Below are 16,746 nucleotides of genomic sequence, written 5' to 3'. Positions count from 1 at the left end.
TAATGAGTTCTGAGATTTGAGGCTGTTTAATTACTCAGCACTCAGCACTCAGCACTCAGCACTTCCTTACGCTTGTCGTGAATAGTATTCCACAACCAGCAGTTCGTTAACTTGTAAAGCCACCCACTCGCGTTCAATGACACCGTTAACTTTACCAGTCAGCTTGTTTTTGTCAAATTCCAAATGGCTGGGAAGGTTAGCCAAACCGGGATATTGTAAGTTAGTTTCTACCAACTTCCGTGATTGTGCTTTATCCCGAACAGCAATTACCTCACCAGGGCGGCACTGATAGCTGGGAATATTAACTACACGACCATTGACTGTGACATGACCGTGATTTACCAGCTGACGCGCTGCTGGAATTGTGGGAGCCATACCCAAGCGGAAAACGGTATTATCTAAGCGCATTTCTAGCAATTGCAATAACACCTGTCCGGTAGAACCAGTAACACGTCTGGCTTTACGGACATAGCGGAGCAGTTGCTTTTCTGTCAGACCGTAGTTACAACGGAGTTTTTGCTTTTCTTCGAGACGGACAGCATATTCAGAACGCTTTTTGCGGTTCTGACCATGTTGACCGGGCGGATAGGCGCGTCTTGCGCTTTTACGAGTTAATCCTGGTAATTCGCCTAAGCGACGTACAATTCTGAGGCGTGGCCCTCTGTATCGGGACATGAGTTTCCTTAATTTAATCCTGTTTAAACTTTACCCAGACATACTATTATAAATATCTGTAAATGAAAAATGCCAAAAATCCAAAATTTAATCATCAAAAATTTATAAATATCAGAATTTAAGAGCCAAGCACCAGAATTGAGAATGTCAAGCAGAGTTGGCTTACATTTGAGTTAGCATAACTGAGGGTTTTGGAACAATGGCAATGGAAACACAAAAAGTGAGTAAAGCAAGAAAGCCTCAAGGTCAGTCTATTTCTGGGATACTCAACACCCAAAACATTCGCTGGGCGACACCCGTTTTGGCTATAGCAGGAATGTTGATATCTAGTCTTCCCAGCCCAGCACTGATATTATTTGCTGATGACCACGAGAGTTACCGTGCTTGTGCGGCGCAACTTCTAAAAGCAGGTGTTACACAAGCAGCCGCAGCCCAAGGTTGTGCTACAGCAATACGTCCCAGAGATTTATCTGCTTGTGTGGCGACTATTAAACAAAGAACAAAAATTAGCCCAACCGATGCTTTAGCTTACTGTTCGAGGGCGCGTCGTCCTAAAGAATTAGCTAGTTGTGTTGTTGGAGTCAGTCTCAATACCAAAGAAGAAATTAACTCTGCCGTTTTAAATTATTGTGGTCGTAGTTTATTACCTATCACTTTTGCGGACTGTGTGGTTGGTTTGCGTAGGGAAATTCCTTTGACACCAATGCAGGCGTTAGATACTTGTATTGACGCTAGTGAAACTGCTAATGGGCTAACTCTTTCACCCACAACGCCCTAAACTTAATATTACTTACTTAATTATTTGGTCAACTGTCTCTAGTGACTCACCTTTTAACTTTAACTACAGACCGTTGACTAAAAAATAACCCTGTCTATTTATAGAAGCTAATAAAATACTGAATCATCCAATTTATAAGTGTGGATGGCAACGGAAGCATCCTGCCATTCGAGACAAAAAGCTAACAATGTCTCTAAATTTTGCAGCAGGAGCCTACCCGTCGTAATGATTGTACATGTAATTTGAGATTTCCCGGTTGTTGAGTGTTAGGATGCTTACTTTTTATGAGCCGGAAGTGTTAATCTTCTTTTCTACCAAAAACCATCTGTAAAATCATGGGAATACCACCACTTTGGTGATATTTATCTGCCCAAGCGCGGATAACTTCATCAAGTTCCTCCATTGCTTGATCCCACTTTTCTGGAGGAATATCCAGTTCTTCTAAAGCACGCATGGAATTTGGTCGTTTTTCCGCCCAGTTTCTCATCATCCGAAAATACCGAGCTGTATCTTCTAGCATGATATAGGTACGTTCTTGATCATCTGCTGGTGCGTAAAAAGGACGAGTTAGTGCATAGAAGGGCATTCCCCAAGGTGAATCAATTCTTGTCACTGTACCTGAATAAAGTAGGCGGCGCTTGATGTGTTCTGCCAAGGCTTCACTCAAGGGCATTTGATGTTCAGGCGGGAGGACTTCTTGCGATCGCTTATGCAAAAATTCAATTAGTTCGAGAAATTCAAACGAACTAACTAATTGCGCGTCTGGCAAGTTACCAGGCAATTTTTGCTCAATTTGTTTTTTCTCTTCACTTGTCAGACTAGTTCCTGGCACGCGGGATCGCCCTGGTTGCCAAGGGTATTTTTCCATCCAGACGTAGGGCAGTTGAATTAAATAGCGCGGTTCTTGAGAACCCAGCATTTTTAGCAACTTGCCTTCTGTCAGAGCTTGTCTGACTTCTTCAACAATAATTTTGACCCTTTTTGGCTCCAGGTGGTGCAAATGACCTGTCATTCTCAGGTTTTGTCCCTGTTCAAGATAGGTCATATAAATTGCACACTTAGCTGCCGTAGCTGCTGCATCTAAGAATGCTCCATGCCTGTGCCCACTCGTCCGCATAGCACTAAAAGCCAGATAAAGCATGATCTGATCCATTGCACTAGGGCCAAGTTGTTTGATCAGATCTATGTCGTTACTCATATTTACAGACAGTTAAATAGCACGTTTACAGATTTATAGTCAGAGGGAAGTAAGTAGTATACACCCAAACTTTAGGCGATATTGTTACTTGAGACTTTCTAGGATGCTGTGACTTTCAGGTTACTAGCAGTCGAAATTGCCAATGGCTCCGAATTATATAGCAAATCACTACTAAAAAGAAGTTTAGTTGACTTGGCTATTGTCATCCTTTCCTGACAGACTCACAAATAACCATAAAATTCCTCTACTTGTCATACCAATTACAAAACCATCTATTTTTCCGATTTAATCTATAAAGATTGTCTTCGTTAGCCAGAATGTTGCATCCTAATATTAGTTCACAAACAGAGAAATGCTTCCTGATTGTGGCAACACCTAACTAGCCGATGGACTTGATGGTATGCACCTTTCCCAAGAATGAGTGCTTTCTTTGGGATTGTAGAGAATTCTGGTTACTCGTCGATTTCCTATTAGTGATGAGTAATCTGAGAGTCAATCATCTACTGAACTTGAATCAAATTACAGGTTTAGTAGATAGTAGTAGACTACCATAATGCTCACAGCTTTCGGCGAATTTCTGGCATCTTTAGGTAGTTAGTACTTAGAGAAATCTAATTCCTCAAATCAGGTAGATAATTCCCAGTCCGAAATACCGTTTATTGCCTTTAATCATGATATTCGATTCTGTCAGCTTTTGTATCAAGTTTATGTAAATTAATTCAATCTTAATATTATATTAAGACTCTCTAGTTTCTAGTTTACATACTAGTAATTATTAAGGATTCCTGATATTTCAATCAATATAAAAAAGCCGCTTTTACTGCCTGTAGTATCTGATAATTTTGTTGCTTATTTTGACGCTAAAACCTATGTTTTGAGGTAGGGAGCAGCAACGAATATGTTTCAATATTCTCAGTATTAGAATTGCAAATTACGTACAGGAATAGCAGCTTTATTATTTCTTTTGTACTAAATATTTGGGTGTTAACCAGGAGAAAAGTTAGTCAAAATGCTGTTGGACGTTGATATTCATAAAATATACAGGTATCTGATGTCGTAATGCAATTACCAGATTTTATATTGTTTGACTTTTAGACTGATACCAAGGGTAATGTTGCTGTTGGTGAAAGACTGACCATTAATATCATGTCCGATCAAAGACTTATCATGAAGGAACCGCAGGGGGCAGGGGACAGGGGGAGAAAGACTTTTCAGGTTTTTGCACAGATGAGGAAATTATTACTAATTAGGCGGACATGATATGAGATTACAATTTCCCAAATCATTATTGATTAACCGGACATGAGCTAAAAAAGTGTTGGTATGCAGAATTTTTGGGAATTGGATAAGACTATTGGTATTAGATTGATTACTAAGTTTGTTGTGGTGCATTGACAATTATTAAAACAAAATAAAAAATTGAAAAGTTAAAAATCAAAGTTGAGATAATCAAAAGTTTATTTAACATTCGACTTTTAACTTTCCTCACTGCCACACAGCTACTTTGCGGCATTTAAGTTTCAGCACTTGACGATTTAACTTGATGACGCATTTTCTCAAAGCTAAAAGCCGCTGCACCAAAAGTGACAAATAACACGCCAAAAATCTGAATTATTTCTAAATTTTCTTGAATCAACAACCCGGCAAACACTACGGTTAATATCGGTACGCCTGCGCCAATAATTGCCGATCGCAAGGCTCCGAGTTTACCAATACCAACATTGTTAAGAACGTAGCTTAACAGTGTCAGCACGCCCAAAATAAAAGCACTTAAAATAATCTCCAATAACTTAGAACCATCAATTGCTAGGCTCCAATCTGTTGGTAGAGGTAACATCAAACCAATAAAGCTCAAAACAAACATGGTGGTGAAACTTATTAAAGTAAAAGACACAGGATGCAGTTTAGCGGCGCAGACGCGGGTGAGAATGACATAGCAGGCAAAAGCGATGCCACCAAAAATTGCCGCACCACTACCCATAGAAAAATCGCTGATCCCAGCAATTGCTGCACCACCTAAAACTAATAATTCACCCAAGAAAATTGCACTAATCGCAGCCCCACGCACGCCACTGGGTTTATCGCGGAATAACAGCCAAGACAACAAACCGCTAATACCGGGATAGATAAAGAATAGTGCGATCGCCATACCCGTTGTTACTTGACCAATAGCCAGGTAAATCAGCACCTGAGATAAAAACAAAAAGCAACCACTAGCAATTGATAGTTGCAACACTCTCTGGGCTTTCACCTTAGTTGCTGAAGGTTTACCTTGAAATGATTCCATTAAGTTTTTGATATCTTGCCAAACTTGGGGGTGCATCATCGGGGCTAACAGCAACGTGAGCGGTACCACAATCGCCAAGCGCAGCAATAAAATTAAGAAAATATTCCCCAAAGTCGGTAATAACAACCGTTCTATAGCCAAGCTTCCCACCACCGCAGAACTTTGGTGGAACATCATTTTCACAGCGACGTTATACAGTGAAGACACCACTGTAGACAAGACAACTAGCAAAAACCCAATCTGCACTGGCGATAAACTTTGAGGTTTGCTAGGTCTTCGGGATCTACGTGCTGGTGCAGGCGGTGGAGAGATTGGCTCATTTTCCACTAAATCTGCACTGAGAACAGAAACTGGCTCACTAGCTTTGCTAGAAGGAGGTTGTATTTGCGTTTCTGGCAGATCAAAACGGAGTACAGCGTTTTGTTCACTGGCTTCAACATTGCTAGATGCAGATTCCGCAACATCTTTGTTCGGTAAAACAATTGGTTCCGGTGGTTTTTCTTTGGGGGGAAAGTCTTTGGGAGCGATGGAAATTGGCTGAGTGAAGCTTTCTTTAACTGGCGGAACAATTACGGCTGGAGATGTTTCTGATGAGGTAGCAGTCGTTTGGTTGTCATTCGATTTATTGGTGACTTCTGATAACAGAGGGTAATTTACCGACTGCGGCTCCTCTGGTTGTAAAACTGTGGCTGAAGATACCGTAAAAGAACTGGCAGGCGATCGCTCGTTTGATTGTAAAACTGTAGGTGGCGATGCTTTCACAGCACTCTCCAGCTTTGGCTCATCTGGTTGTAAAACCGTTGGTGGAGATGGCTTTGTGGGTTGGGTAGTTTCTTTAATAGCTTTAGTTAATTCCCCGCGCAGGTGATTAACTAATTCCTCCACAATCGTTTCGCCTTGCTGTTGTTGGCTTTGCATCCGCGCCAACTGCTGAGACAAATTACCTTGATAATTTTTCAGTTCTTGTTGCAGCGAATTAAAAGTAATAGTCAGAGTATCATCCAAACTGCCTAGCATTTGTTTAATCTGCTCATTACTTTCTGCCGATTTTAGTACTGCTTGTTCATCAGCACCACTCATTTTCAGTTCGTTAGCTAAATTCTTCAGCGATGATTGCAGTTGAGAAGAAATGTGTTTGGCTAAAACTTCTGCTAACTGCCGAATTAACACCTGCTGTTCGGTAATTTGTCGCACTTGCTGTAAGTGTTCTTTTTCCTCTAGCAGTTTTTGAATGTCATCGTACAGTCGTTCTTTGTCCGCTTGTAACCGTTTTATTTCATCTTGCAATGATCTCAGCACATTTTGTTGGAGATTTTCTAAATCCTCCACAACAGCCCAGAGTGCTGTTTCTGCTGATCTCGATAGTTCGCCTCTAACTCGCGGGCTGTCTGGCCGTTTTTCAATTCGCCCCATTAGCTTCTAACCTCTAACACCTTGAAGATAAAGCTGCTTCCCGTAAATTTGCTTGGCGCTCATACTAAATTTCAGTATTTTGTCAGATAGACCAAAAAATTTAACAAGATTTGCACGTATCAAAGTAATTTTGTCACGCTGAACACAGCTTGGCAAAGTATCTAGTCGTGGGCTGTACAGCTTCACATAGTTTGTGCCACGTATCAGCCAGAAAATTCAATCCTTTAAAAGTGAGATTTTAAAATATAAAATCTATCACTCAATATAAGTACTTGTTATTTTGATAGCAACAGTAAATTTTAAATACTTGCAAATAAATGCTTGGAAATGATTCAGGTGGTAACTTTGTAAAAGTTAGATGTAAATCATTCTAAAATGTAACTTTAGCAACAGTTTACATTTATCTGAGAGCTTAATTTGTTTTCCTTGGGAATTTTTAAGTATTATTCTTTCCTCAAATATATTTGAGCTACTTCTAGTATTTCAAATCAGTTGGTAATCGGCATCAGGATAATTTAAATATTTATTTTGCAATTTTTACTCCTAGTCTTTTTTGAATTAATCATTCATCAACAACTTGCCTCAGTAAATCCAAAACAGTTGGGCAGCTTTTCTTGAGCGTAGCCGTTAGCGCAGCATCTCCGATAAGAGAAGGGCGAAGCCAAACCACCACTCCTTACTGTGAGTTAGTGCCAAACTAACCGCGCAATACTAAAGATACTTGCACTGAGAACCGCACTCAAAGGCACTGTAATTAACCATGCAGCAGCGATCCCTTGCAGAGTTTGAAATTTAATCGAGTTTAGGCTTTGCACCATACCGATCCCCACTACACCCCCAACCAGTGCGTGAGATGTCGAAACAGGTAAACCCAAGCGAGATGCTAAAAGAATGGTAGTGGCGGTAGCCAGTTCGGCACAAAATCCACTACTAGGTTGCAAAGCAATAATGTTTTCTCCAATGGTAGCAATGACGTTTTTCCCCCAAATCGCTAAACCTGTAACGATCCCTGCACCACCGACAACCAAAATCCACAAGGGGATATCAATACCATTTATTGGTACTTTACCAGTTGCGTTGATATAAACGATCGCCGCTAAAGGTGCGATCGCATTTCCCACATCGTTAGAACCATGTGCAAAAGCAACAAAGCAAGCACTGAGTAGTTGGTAACGACCAAATAAGCGTTCGGTAGGAGTGCTGAGTGCTGAGTGCTGAGTGCTGAGTGCTGAGTGTTGAGTTATGGATTCTTCTGGGTTTTCCCTTACACCCTTACACCCTTTCACCCCTACACCCTTGCATTCCTCAGCTTCTAGTTGTCGCCAACTAATTACAGTCAACCCCACTGCTGCTAATGCACCTGTGAATAAGGGAATGTCGTATGCAGGGATGTTAATTCCTACTTGTGCAGTTAAGAAATTAGTTAAAGGTTGCGTTAGCGAAGGTAGGACAATTACGCCAAACACGCCCAACAAAGCCGAACTCAGCCAAGGAATCCATTCTCTTAGCTGTGCAACTTGATTTGGTTGATTTAAAATCCAGCGTTGAATTTGGCTGTAAAACAAAGCTGCAATACTACCGCTAATTATCGGTGTGACTAGCCAACCAATGGTAATCATCCCAATTGATGACCAATCAATTGCACCTATACCCATAGCCACAGCACTAAAGCCTGCGATCGCACCAACGACCGCGTGAGAAGATGATACAGGTAAACCTTTGGCAGTAGCAATTTGCAACCATACACCGCAAGATATTAATACAGTCATCATCCCTGTTACTAATAATTGGGGTGTGGCAGCAAATAAACTAGGATTGGCAACCTTTGTTGCCAAAGTTTCTGATACTTCATGCCCAAACAAAACAGCGCCAGTAAACTCTAAAACTCCAGCAATGATGATGGCTTGTTTGAGAGTCACAGCTTTGGAACCAACAGAAGTCCCCATTGCATTGGCAACATCGTTAGCACCCAGATTAAAGGCGACATAAAAAGCGAGGATGGCAACTATCACTAAGGTCATGGGCATAAGTTGGGGTAGATGGAGATTGGTGGAAAGTAAGAAGTAGGAAAGTAGAGAATAAATTTTCATACTTCACGCAATGTGCAACTTATTTTTGAAACCCCTCTCCAAACCTCTCCCCGAAGCGGAGAGAGGATTTGAGTCTTGCTTCCCTTTCCTCGTAGAGAAGGGGTTGGGGGTTAAAGTTGCACACGTCCTTACTTCATACTTCACACTTCAATTGACAATTAGCTATAAGTATTTTCTACGAGTTAGCTTCTTTGCCCGGATCAAGGATAGATTAATATTTTGTATGTATCAGGAGAAGGGGCGATCGCTTGTTCTACGGCTGCTGATAAATCTTTGAGAGGGTAGCGATCGCTAATTAAGGCTGGAATATCAATCCGCCGATTAAATACAATATCAGCCGAAAGCGACTGAAGACGGTAAGAAGAACTGTAACTTCCCATCAAATCAATTTCTCGGCGGTAAAGAATATTCGGATTGATAGGAATTTCTAATTCATCGGGAAATTCAGCGAAAAACAGTATTTTCCCCCCTTTACGGGTGCAGTCTAGTGCTTGAAAGAATGCTTTTTCACTAGGTACAGCCAGCAAGGTCACATCCACACCTAGTCCATTTGTGAGGGCGTGAATTTTCGTGGGTAAATCGGGATCACGGGCATCAAAAGCTGCTTCTGCACCCACATTTAAGGCTTTTTCGATTCTAGATGGTAGTAAATCAGTAGCGATCGCTTTTGCGCCAAAATACTTCACCAACATCACAAACATCAAACCAATTGGCCCGGCTCCGGTGACTAATACAGTTTGTCCAGGTGCAATTTGGGCTTTTTTCACAGCTTTGAGACAGCAATTCGTTGGTTCAACAAAACTTGCTTCTTCAAAACTAATATCATCGGGTATGGAAATTAACCCACCATTCTGCACAATGTGTCCTGGTACTTTTACATATTCTGCAAAACCACCACCACTAGCGTTAAACCCTGCTGTGGTAGAAATATTTTTGTAGACATTGCACATCGAGAAATTATCATTTAAACAATAAGCGCAACGCATACATGGGATGTGGTGCATCACCGCTACCCTTTGTCCCACTTGCCAACCTCTAACTTCCGAACCCACGGCGGCAATTTTTCCCGCAGTTTCATGTCCAAATATGCGTGGCGGTTCATAAAGAGGATAACGAATTTTTTTAATATCTGACTGACACAGCCCCACAACTTGCACCTGCACCAGCACCTCATCTGGTTCTAGGGTTGGAACTGGGATTTCTTCGTAAGAAAGTTGATTTACGCCTCTAAATACCTGTGCTTTCACCTTGATTTTTTCACCGCTCAACAATCTTAGATGTAACATTTGCGGTCAACGTTGAGCTATAAACTTTCGGAATTACCGAATTCATGTTTAATTACAAAATCCGGCGTTGCATAAATGCGGGATGAAATCATAAAATTCCACTTTTAAAACTCTTGCTCTTTGCGTCTTTGCGTGAGACAAAAATCATCCCCGTAATCAGTAACGCCCAAAATCTCTATTCGTAAAAGCCTAGTTCTTCGCTTTCTGCAATTAATTCGTCTAATAACTGCCACCGCTTGCGATCTCGCTGAAGAGTTAAAGGAGGCAGGAGGCAGAAGGCAAGAGGTTTTGCATCCTGCGAGAAAGCTAACACAACAGAAAGGTATTCCGACTGCTCCTGAACAATAGCCACTTTTCGTTGGGGGTCTTCAACCCTTCCTCCGAGTCACAGCAGAGTTAGGGGTCGGTTTTCCTTCTGCTTCAAAGATAAAAACAACTAAACCTAACAGGAATATCAATTATTTGTTTTAAACACCAGTAAATCGATAGACTAACCGTATATTATGAGAAGAGCAATAAAATTATCAAAACAAAAAGACAAATTTAGCGTTAATCAGCCGATTAATGGCATTTTTGTCAGATTTCGCTGTGCATTTTTGAATAGCTGCTCACAGCATCTTTGCGATTCAAGTTAGAAGGAGTGAATGTGAATAACGCCATATTAATCAACGACAGCTTAACAACAACAGGACAAATCTCAGTAAAACAGCTAGAGCAAGCTATCCCAGAAGGTTATAAGTCCGTGTTAAATTTGCGATCGCCTGATGAATTAGGATTTTTTCAGGATGAGCAAAAACTTGCTGAAAAATTGGGACTATATTATGTCAACTTACCCGTGAAGCTAGAAGCACTGAATGAAGAATTGATTACCCAAACCCTAAAAACGCTAGAACAGCTACCTAAACCAGTTCTCATCCACTGTGCTGCCGGGATGCGTTCAACAGGAATTGCGCTGTTAAGTATAGCCATTAAAGAGGGACTAAACGCAGAGCAAACCTTAGCTAAAGCCAAAAGTTTAGGCTTTGGCTTTTTAGAAGACTTTAATGGTTTTAGTGTGAGTCCGAGGCTGAAGCAATTATTTGTTAACTATGTAAATAAACACGCCAAGATAGCGGTACTTGCTCGCTAAATTTTATTACTCCGAAAACATTGAAACTTATAAGTCTCAATGTTGTTGAGATCCCCGACTTCTTGGAGAAGTCGGGGATCTTTTGGTTCACGCATAATTTAGGAATACTCTAGAATAACAATTTTTAAATAATTTTAGTCATCAGGAAACTGCCAACAAGATATATATTCAACATCTTGGCTCCCACATTTTTGGCATACAGCATTGTACAAAGAATCAATCCATTCATACTGACAACTGCGACAATGACAGAAGATGTTATTGCGGTTAGCCATTGTAATACCTTGATGCCATTCATTGAATTCAGCAGAATTGGAAAATGGGAAAGCTTCTGACATTGATTTATACCTTTAACTTAAATTGTTTCATTTTAGCTAAGTAAACTGAGCCGTAAGTCTAGATTTATTTCATACCTTTGATAGTTGCTGATACTCTTCTGTAGATAGAGTTGTTGTCAACATGACACACTTATGATATTTGATGTTATGTCTAATTGATTGAAATAATTACAAAAGATATAAATAAAAATATTTTTTTGTTAAGCCCCCATTTGGATATGAATTATAAAAAATTATTTAGTTTACGCCAAAATAAGCAAGGTAAAAATCTAGCTAATCAGAAAACTTCATCTCAACAAATTGCATATAGCATTGCTCACGCAATTTCTGGAAGAATCCGCTTTCGGGTGCCTCGACTTTCTAAAGATGCAGAATATGCCAATAAATTAAAGGTAGCTATAGAATCCCAAATTAAGAATGCAAAAGTGAGAATTAACCCTACAGCTTCATCTATTGTAATTAATTATCCATCAGGGTTAATGCCAGATGAACAAATGCAATCGCAGCTAGTTCATCTAATACAAACTGCCCCAAATATCGTATTACCAACCAAAGTCAGCACTAAAGTAATTGTTACAACTATTTTTGAGGCTTTAACTAACTTAATCGATAGTTTACGTAACGCCAACAAAGCACGTAACGCTATTCAGCATCAAGAAATTAGAAAAGACCGTTGGGAACGATTACTTTCGACTGGAGAAAGAATAATTAAAGGACTTAAATCTGCTATAATGTTTATTCTACCTGGCAATCAGTGGCGATCGCAGTCAGTATTAAATTCTGCTTAATTCTCTACGCTTGATAATTTAACATACATCAAAAACAATTCCCTGATATTTTTCCCAACACGTAATGTCTTGGTCGGTTTTTACTCTACCAGCCGGATTGTTTTTAGTCAGAATGTAAGTTAGTAGTGCAGTATATAGCACTTTTATCTAGCTAAATTAAGAGGCAAAATATGTTTCCTTTTTGGGGTTACGGCTGTTATAGTGGCGAACCAGTTTCGCACAAAGCTCATTTAGAACGTAAACTCAAGTTCCTAACTTGGATGCGAGATGATTTAGAATCTAAGCTATCTGGTATTAATGCTGCCATTGATACCATTCGCCAACAAATAGAACGCGAAGATAGAGCAGCTTAAAGTTCTATTTTTGAGTAGTCAAGAGTTATAGCTAAATCTTAAAACTCTTTGTTCTGTTTGTTTTTGCATAACGCACCACCTTTTGGGACGGTGCGTTAAGTATTTCAAACAATATTTGGAAAAAAAGCAAATAATCACTAAATATCGCAAAAATTTGCATAAAATAATTGCTGTAGAGTCTCTCTCAAAATGTATCTACAGAATTGAGGCTTCATCCTCATTTATCAGTCCCTTGTAGAATGTTGGCAGACATCAATAACCTGAGAGTCAAAATTCATTATGCGCTTACTACATACAATGCTGCGGGTAGGAAACCTAGAAGAATCATTAAAATTCTACTGTGATCTCCTAGGTATGAAATTACTACGACAAAAAGATTATCCAGGCGGAGAATTTACCTTGGCTTTTGTTGGCTATGGTGATGAAAGTGACAATGCAGTTATTGAATTAACCTATAACTGGGGAGTAGAAAAGTACGAATTAGGTAATGCTTACGGTCACATCGCTTTGGGAGTGGATGACATTTATGCTACTTGTGAAGCCATTAAAAATCGTGGTGGGAAGGTAGTGCGGGAACCAGGGCCAATGAAACATGGTTCGACAGTCATTGCTTTTGTGGAAGATCCCGACGGATACAAAATTGAACTAATTCAATTGGTTACTCAAGGATCAGCCGCCAAGCAAACATCACAAGAACAACTCGTATCGCAATAATTTTTGATTAGGATTAGGGTGTAAGGTGCAAAATCAAGTCAAAAGTCAGATAACTTTTGACTTCTCCGTAGGGATGCAGGTATTAAAAACCCTTACACCCCTTTTTCACAGAAAACCTGTGTGCGGAAGCCCTGACCTGTATACCCCCAAACCCTTCCCGAAAATAAATTACGCCAAACTTGCAACCACAGATACACGCGGATTTCAACTCAATAGTGCTTGGATAATGATTTGGGGAGAGAATACTGTAAAAGTATGAAGTGTGAATGTTTATTCTTGTTGGTAGCAAGTCTCTCTGGTTCTAAATCTTTTAATATTGATTATTCCTCTCCCCTAGCCTCTAGCTCTATTTCATCCTACGCTACTAACAGGGGATGCAGCGATCGCATCTCATAATAAGTCCTCTACCTTTTCCCAACTCCAATTTCTTAAATAAAATCCGCAATTCAACTTCGTAACGATGCAGCCTACAGATCCCAATAAATTTACAGATAAAGCCTGGGAAGCGATTGTTAAATCTCAGGATATAGTTCGTGCTTATAAACAACAACAATTAGACGTTGAACATTTAATTATTGCCCTTTTAGAAGAACCCACTAGTTTAGCGATTCGCATTTTAGCACGGGCGGAAATCGACCCCATCCGTTTGCAACAGCAACTCGAAGCTTATACTCAACGTCAGCCCAAAGTTGCCAATAATGACCAACTTTACCTCGGTCGCACTTTAGATGTGCTGCTTGACCGCGCCGAGGAAGCCAGAGTCAAAATGAAAGATACCTACATTTCTGTAGAACATATTCTCTTGGGTTTTGCAGAAGATGAACGTATTGGGCGGCGGATACTCAAAGGTTTTAATGCGGATAGTAGTACTTTAGAAACGGCAATTAAAGCGGTGCGTGGTAGCCAAAAAGTGACAGACCAAAATCCAGAGTCTCGCTACGAAGCACTGCAAAAATTTGGTCGGGACTTAACAGAACAAGCCAAAGCGGGAAAACTCGACCCCGTTATTGGGCGGGATGATGAAATTCGCCGTGTGATTCAAGTCTTATCTCGCCGGAGTAAAAATAACCCAGTTTTAATTGGTGAACCAGGTGTAGGGAAAACTGCGATCGCAGAAGCTTTGGCGCAGCGTATCATTAATGGTGATGTCCCAGAATCGCTGAAAAATCGGCAATTAATTTCTTTAGATATCGGTAGTTTAATCGCTGGGGCAAAATATCGGGGTGAATTTGAAGACCGCCTGAAAGCCGTCCTCAAGGAAGTTATCGAGTCTAACGGACAAATTGTCCTGTTTATTGATGAACTGCACACCGTTGTTGGTACTGGTTCCAACCAACAAGGGGCGATGGATGCAGGGAATTTACTCAAACCGATGCTGGCGCGGGGTGAACTGCGGTGTATTGGCGCAACAACTTTAGATGAATATCGCAAATACATTGAAAAAGACGCAGCCTTAGAACGCCGTTTTCAACAAGTATTTGTTGACCAACCCAGCGTAGAAAATACTATCTCGATTTTGCGGGGTTTGAAAGAACGTTACGAAGTTCACCACAACGTCAAAATTTCCGACTCAGCCCTAGTGGCGGCGGCTACTTTGTCAGCGCGTTATATTTCTGACCGCTTCTTACCTGACAAAGCCATTGACTTAGTAGATGAAGCCGCAGCACAGTTAAAAATGGAGATTACCTCCAAGCCTTCAGAATTGGAAGCCATTGACCGCCGCTTGATGCAGCTAGAAATGGAAAAACTCTCACTCGCTGGTGAAGAAAAGGTTCCTACCCAAACGCGGGAACGTTTGCAGCGCATTGAACAGGAAATTGACACCTTAAAGTTCAAACAGCAAGAATTTAACGAACAATGGCAAGGTGAAAAGCAACTGTTAGAAGCCATCAGTGCTTTAAAGAAAGAAGAAGAATCTTTGCGGTTACAAATTGATCAAGCTGAACGGGCTTACGATTTGAATAAAGCTGCCCAATTGAAGTATGGCAAATTGGAGGGTGTGCAGCGCGATCGCGAAGCTAAAGAAACCAAACTTTTAGAATTACAAAGCCAAGGTTCGACTTTGTTGCGCGAACAAGTCACTGAGGCCGATATCGCTGAAATCGTCGCCAAGTGGACAGGTATCCCCGTCAACCGTCTGCTAGAGTCAGAACGGCAAAAACTACTGCAACTCGAAAGCCATTTACACGAACGGGTCATTGGTCAACATGAAGCCGTCGAAGCCGTCGCCGCCGCCATTCGTCTCGCCCGCGCCGGGATGAAAGACCCCAGTCGTCCCATCGGTTCATTTTTATTTATGGGGCCGACTGGCGTAGGTAAAACAGAACTTGCCCGTGCTTTAGCGCAGTTTCTCTTTGATTCTGAAGATGCTTTGGTACGCCTTGATATGTCCGAGTATATGGAAAAACACTCGGTAGCGCGGTTAGTTGGTGCGCCTCCTGGGTATGTGGGTTACGAAGAAGGTGGTCAACTTTCCGAGGCTGTGCGCCGCCATCCTTACTCAGTTGTGCTGCTGGATGAAGTAGAAAAAGCCCATCCTGATGTATTTAATATTCTGTTGCAGGTACTTGATGATGGTAGAATTACTGATTCTCAAGGCAGAACAGTAGATTTTCGTAATACCGTGATTGTCATGACCAGTAACATTGGTAGCGAACACATTTTAGATGTGTCTGGCGATGATACTAAATATGACATGATGCGGGAACGAGTCACAGATGCACTGCGATCGCACTTCCGCCCCGAATTTCTCAACCGTGTAGATGATATCATTCTCTTCCATACCCTCAGCCGTTCCGAAATGCGCCACATCATCCGCATTCAACTCAAGCGCGTTGAGAACTTGTTGAAAGAACAGAAAATATCCTTTGAAATCACTCAAGAAGCTTGTGATTACTTAGTAGAAATGGGCTATGATCCAGTTTATGGTGCACGTCCCTTAAAACGAGCCATTCGTAGAGAAGTTGAAAACCCCATCGCTACAAAGATATTAGAAAATACCTTCATTGGCGGTGATACTATCCTCATTGATAAAGCCGAAGAAAAATTGATTTTTCGTAAAAAATCTACTGTGAAAGTATCAGTCCCACAGGCAATTACATAACACCTGCTATATATTCTTCTAATTAAAAGGAGCCAGAAAATTATTCTGACTCCTTCGTTTTTCGTATTTCGTGAGTATATTGAATATGTTTAGCATTTCCAGTTTTACCTGATGCCGATGTGAATTAATTTATTCTCTACTTGGCATTTCAGCTTCCTGAATTGCCTGCTCTAGAAAAATTTTGGCATCCTCAATTTGCCCAGCTTCGATGCAACCATGAATAATTTTGCACCATTCAATTAAAACTGCCAGCTTTTTTGTGTGAGTTTCAGGAATCAATGATTTTGAAATCGTGGAGTAAAGGCGCAAGTTCTGCATTTGAATACCTCCTTAAAAATTTACCCATATCTCCATATTTCCCAAATCCTTCTCTTTATTTACTTACACTTAAGATAGATATATTAAAATACTTAAGGCTTTTTTAAGTATTGCAATGATCCCATTCCGCAGTGCGATCGCTTGTCATTTTATTTTAATGAATGTATAAATATATACAGTATCACTTGTAAACCGACTGTAAAACACCAGCATTCCACCTCAGAACAAGAACATTCTCATTTCAAATCACATCCCTGCGTCTGTGCGTGAGATAAA

The 16,746-nt window shown here is 40.7% G+C and carries 14 protein-coding genes; 6 read left to right on the top strand and 8 right to left on the bottom strand.

The window, feature by feature from the left end; genetic code table 11:
• Nucleotides 1-66 precede the first annotated feature (66 nt).
• Complete coding sequence (gene rpsD, locus ACX27_RS21730) at nucleotides 67-675, bottom strand: 30S ribosomal protein S4 (protein WP_062295452.1); 609 nt, start codon at nucleotides 673-675, stop codon at nucleotides 67-69.
• A gap of 199 nt (nucleotides 676-874) precedes the next feature.
• Between rpsD and ACX27_RS21725 the strand changes: the two genes are divergently transcribed.
• Nucleotides 875-1,453, top strand: a complete 579-nt coding sequence (locus ACX27_RS21725) for a hypothetical protein (protein WP_062295450.1) — start codon at nucleotides 875-877, stop codon at nucleotides 1,451-1,453.
• A gap of 298 nt (nucleotides 1,454-1,751) precedes the next feature.
• Here ACX27_RS21725 and hetR read toward each other — a convergent pair whose 3' ends face one another.
• The 5 genes from hetR to ACX27_RS32535 all read right to left on the bottom strand — a co-directional run bounded on the left by hetR (nucleotide 1,752) and on the right by ACX27_RS32535 (nucleotide 10,079).
• Complete coding sequence (gene hetR / locus ACX27_RS21720; protein WP_062295448.1) at nucleotides 1,752-2,651, bottom strand: heterocyst differentiation master regulator HetR; 900 nt, start codon at nucleotides 2,649-2,651, stop codon at nucleotides 1,752-1,754.
• A 1,513-nt stretch (nucleotides 2,652-4,164) separates the two neighbouring features.
• Nucleotides 4,165-6,351 carry a DMT family transporter gene (locus ACX27_RS21715; RefSeq protein ID WP_062295447.1) on the bottom strand — a complete coding sequence of 729 codons (2,187 nt, stop codon included), beginning with the start codon at nucleotides 6,349-6,351 and terminating at the stop codon, nucleotides 4,165-4,167.
• Nucleotides 6,352-7,037: 686 nt separating this feature from the next.
• Nucleotides 7,038-8,378, bottom strand: a complete 1,341-nt coding sequence (locus tag ACX27_RS21710) for an inorganic phosphate transporter (RefSeq protein WP_062295445.1) — start codon at nucleotides 8,376-8,378, stop codon at nucleotides 7,038-7,040.
• A gap of 263 nt (nucleotides 8,379-8,641) precedes the next feature.
• On the bottom strand, nucleotides 8,642-9,688 hold the full coding sequence (locus ACX27_RS21705) for a zinc-dependent dehydrogenase (protein WP_062298492.1): 1,047 nt from the start codon (nucleotides 9,686-9,688) through the stop codon (nucleotides 8,642-8,644).
• A gap of 214 nt (nucleotides 9,689-9,902) precedes the next feature.
• Entirely contained in the window at nucleotides 9,903-10,079 is a 177-nt protein-coding gene (locus ACX27_RS32535; RefSeq protein ID WP_158507410.1) for a hypothetical protein, read from the bottom strand.
• 294 nt (nucleotides 10,080-10,373) lie between these two features.
• On the opposite strand from ACX27_RS32535, the gene ACX27_RS21700 reads away from it, so the two are divergent.
• Nucleotides 10,374-10,856: a protein tyrosine phosphatase family protein gene (locus tag ACX27_RS21700; protein ID WP_062298490.1), complete on the top strand. Its 483-nt coding sequence runs from the start codon at nucleotides 10,374-10,376 to the stop codon at nucleotides 10,854-10,856.
• A gap of 134 nt (nucleotides 10,857-10,990) precedes the next feature.
• Here the strand turns inward: ACX27_RS21700 and ACX27_RS31125 are convergent, their stop codons facing one another.
• Entirely contained in the window at nucleotides 10,991-11,194 is a 204-nt protein-coding gene (locus ACX27_RS31125) for a hypothetical protein (RefSeq protein WP_083468796.1), read from the bottom strand.
• A 218-nt stretch (nucleotides 11,195-11,412) separates the two neighbouring features.
• On the opposite strand from ACX27_RS31125, the gene ACX27_RS21695 reads away from it, so the two are divergent.
• From ACX27_RS21695 to clpB, 4 genes are all read left to right on the top strand, one after another.
• Nucleotides 11,413-11,982: an HMA2 domain-containing protein gene (locus ACX27_RS21695; protein WP_144427504.1), complete on the top strand. Its 570-nt coding sequence runs from the start codon at nucleotides 11,413-11,415 to the stop codon at nucleotides 11,980-11,982.
• A 170-nt stretch (nucleotides 11,983-12,152) separates the two neighbouring features.
• The gene (locus tag ACX27_RS21690; protein ID WP_062295442.1) at nucleotides 12,153-12,335 is read left to right on the top strand and encodes a hypothetical protein; all 183 of its coding nucleotides are present in this window, start codon (nucleotides 12,153-12,155) and stop codon (nucleotides 12,333-12,335) included.
• Between the two features lie 279 nt (nucleotides 12,336-12,614).
• On the top strand, nucleotides 12,615-13,049 hold the full coding sequence (gene gloA / locus ACX27_RS21685; protein ID WP_062295439.1) for a lactoylglutathione lyase: 435 nt from the start codon (nucleotides 12,615-12,617) through the stop codon (nucleotides 13,047-13,049).
• A 460-nt stretch (nucleotides 13,050-13,509) separates the two neighbouring features.
• Nucleotides 13,510-16,152 carry an ATP-dependent chaperone ClpB gene (clpB, locus tag ACX27_RS21675; protein WP_062295435.1) on the top strand — a complete coding sequence of 881 codons (2,643 nt, stop codon included), beginning with the start codon at nucleotides 13,510-13,512 and terminating at the stop codon, nucleotides 16,150-16,152.
• A gap of 129 nt (nucleotides 16,153-16,281) precedes the next feature.
• Here the strand turns inward: clpB and ACX27_RS21670 are convergent, their stop codons facing one another.
• Nucleotides 16,282-16,470, bottom strand: a complete 189-nt coding sequence (locus ACX27_RS21670; RefSeq protein ID WP_062295433.1) for a hypothetical protein — start codon at nucleotides 16,468-16,470, stop codon at nucleotides 16,282-16,284.
• Between the last annotated feature and the right edge of the window lie 276 nt (nucleotides 16,471-16,746).

This window comes from Nostoc piscinale CENA21 (assembly GCF_001298445.1).
GTDB classification, from domain to species: Bacteria; Cyanobacteriota; Cyanobacteriia; order Cyanobacteriales; family Nostocaceae; genus Nostoc_B; species Nostoc_B piscinale_A.
The sequence above is the reverse complement of the archived record's forward strand: the minus strand, read 5'-3'. Positions and strand labels throughout refer to the sequence as shown.

Bases quoted from the DNA above. Each gene is read 5' to 3' on its own strand.
- clpB (WP_062295435.1), top strand. From the start codon at position 13,510: ATGCAGCCTACAGATCCCAATAAATTTACAGATAAAGCCTGGGAAGCG.
- rpsD (WP_062295452.1), bottom strand. From the start codon at position 675: ATGTCCCGATACAGAGGGCCACGCCTCAGAATTGTACGTCGCTTAGGC.
- ACX27_RS21690 (WP_062295442.1), top strand. From the start codon at position 12,153: ATGTTTCCTTTTTGGGGTTACGGCTGTTATAGTGGCGAACCAGTTTCG.
- ACX27_RS21710 (WP_062295445.1), bottom strand. From the start codon at position 8,378: ATGCCCATGACCTTAGTGATAGTTGCCATCCTCGCTTTTTATGTCGCC.
- gloA (WP_062295439.1), top strand. From the start codon at position 12,615: ATGCGCTTACTACATACAATGCTGCGGGTAGGAAACCTAGAAGAATCA.
- ACX27_RS21695 (WP_144427504.1), top strand. From the start codon at position 11,413: ATGAATTATAAAAAATTATTTAGTTTACGCCAAAATAAGCAAGGTAAA.
- ACX27_RS21715 (WP_062295447.1), bottom strand. From the start codon at position 6,351: ATGGGGCGAATTGAAAAACGGCCAGACAGCCCGCGAGTTAGAGGCGAA.
- ACX27_RS21670 (WP_062295433.1), bottom strand. From the start codon at position 16,470: ATGCAGAACTTGCGCCTTTACTCCACGATTTCAAAATCATTGATTCCT.
- ACX27_RS31125 (WP_083468796.1), bottom strand. From the start codon at position 11,194: ATGTCAGAAGCTTTCCCATTTTCCAATTCTGCTGAATTCAATGAATGG.
- ACX27_RS21725 (WP_062295450.1), top strand. From the start codon at position 875: ATGGCAATGGAAACACAAAAAGTGAGTAAAGCAAGAAAGCCTCAAGGT.
- hetR (WP_062295448.1), bottom strand. From the start codon at position 2,651: ATGAGTAACGACATAGATCTGATCAAACAACTTGGCCCTAGTGCAATG.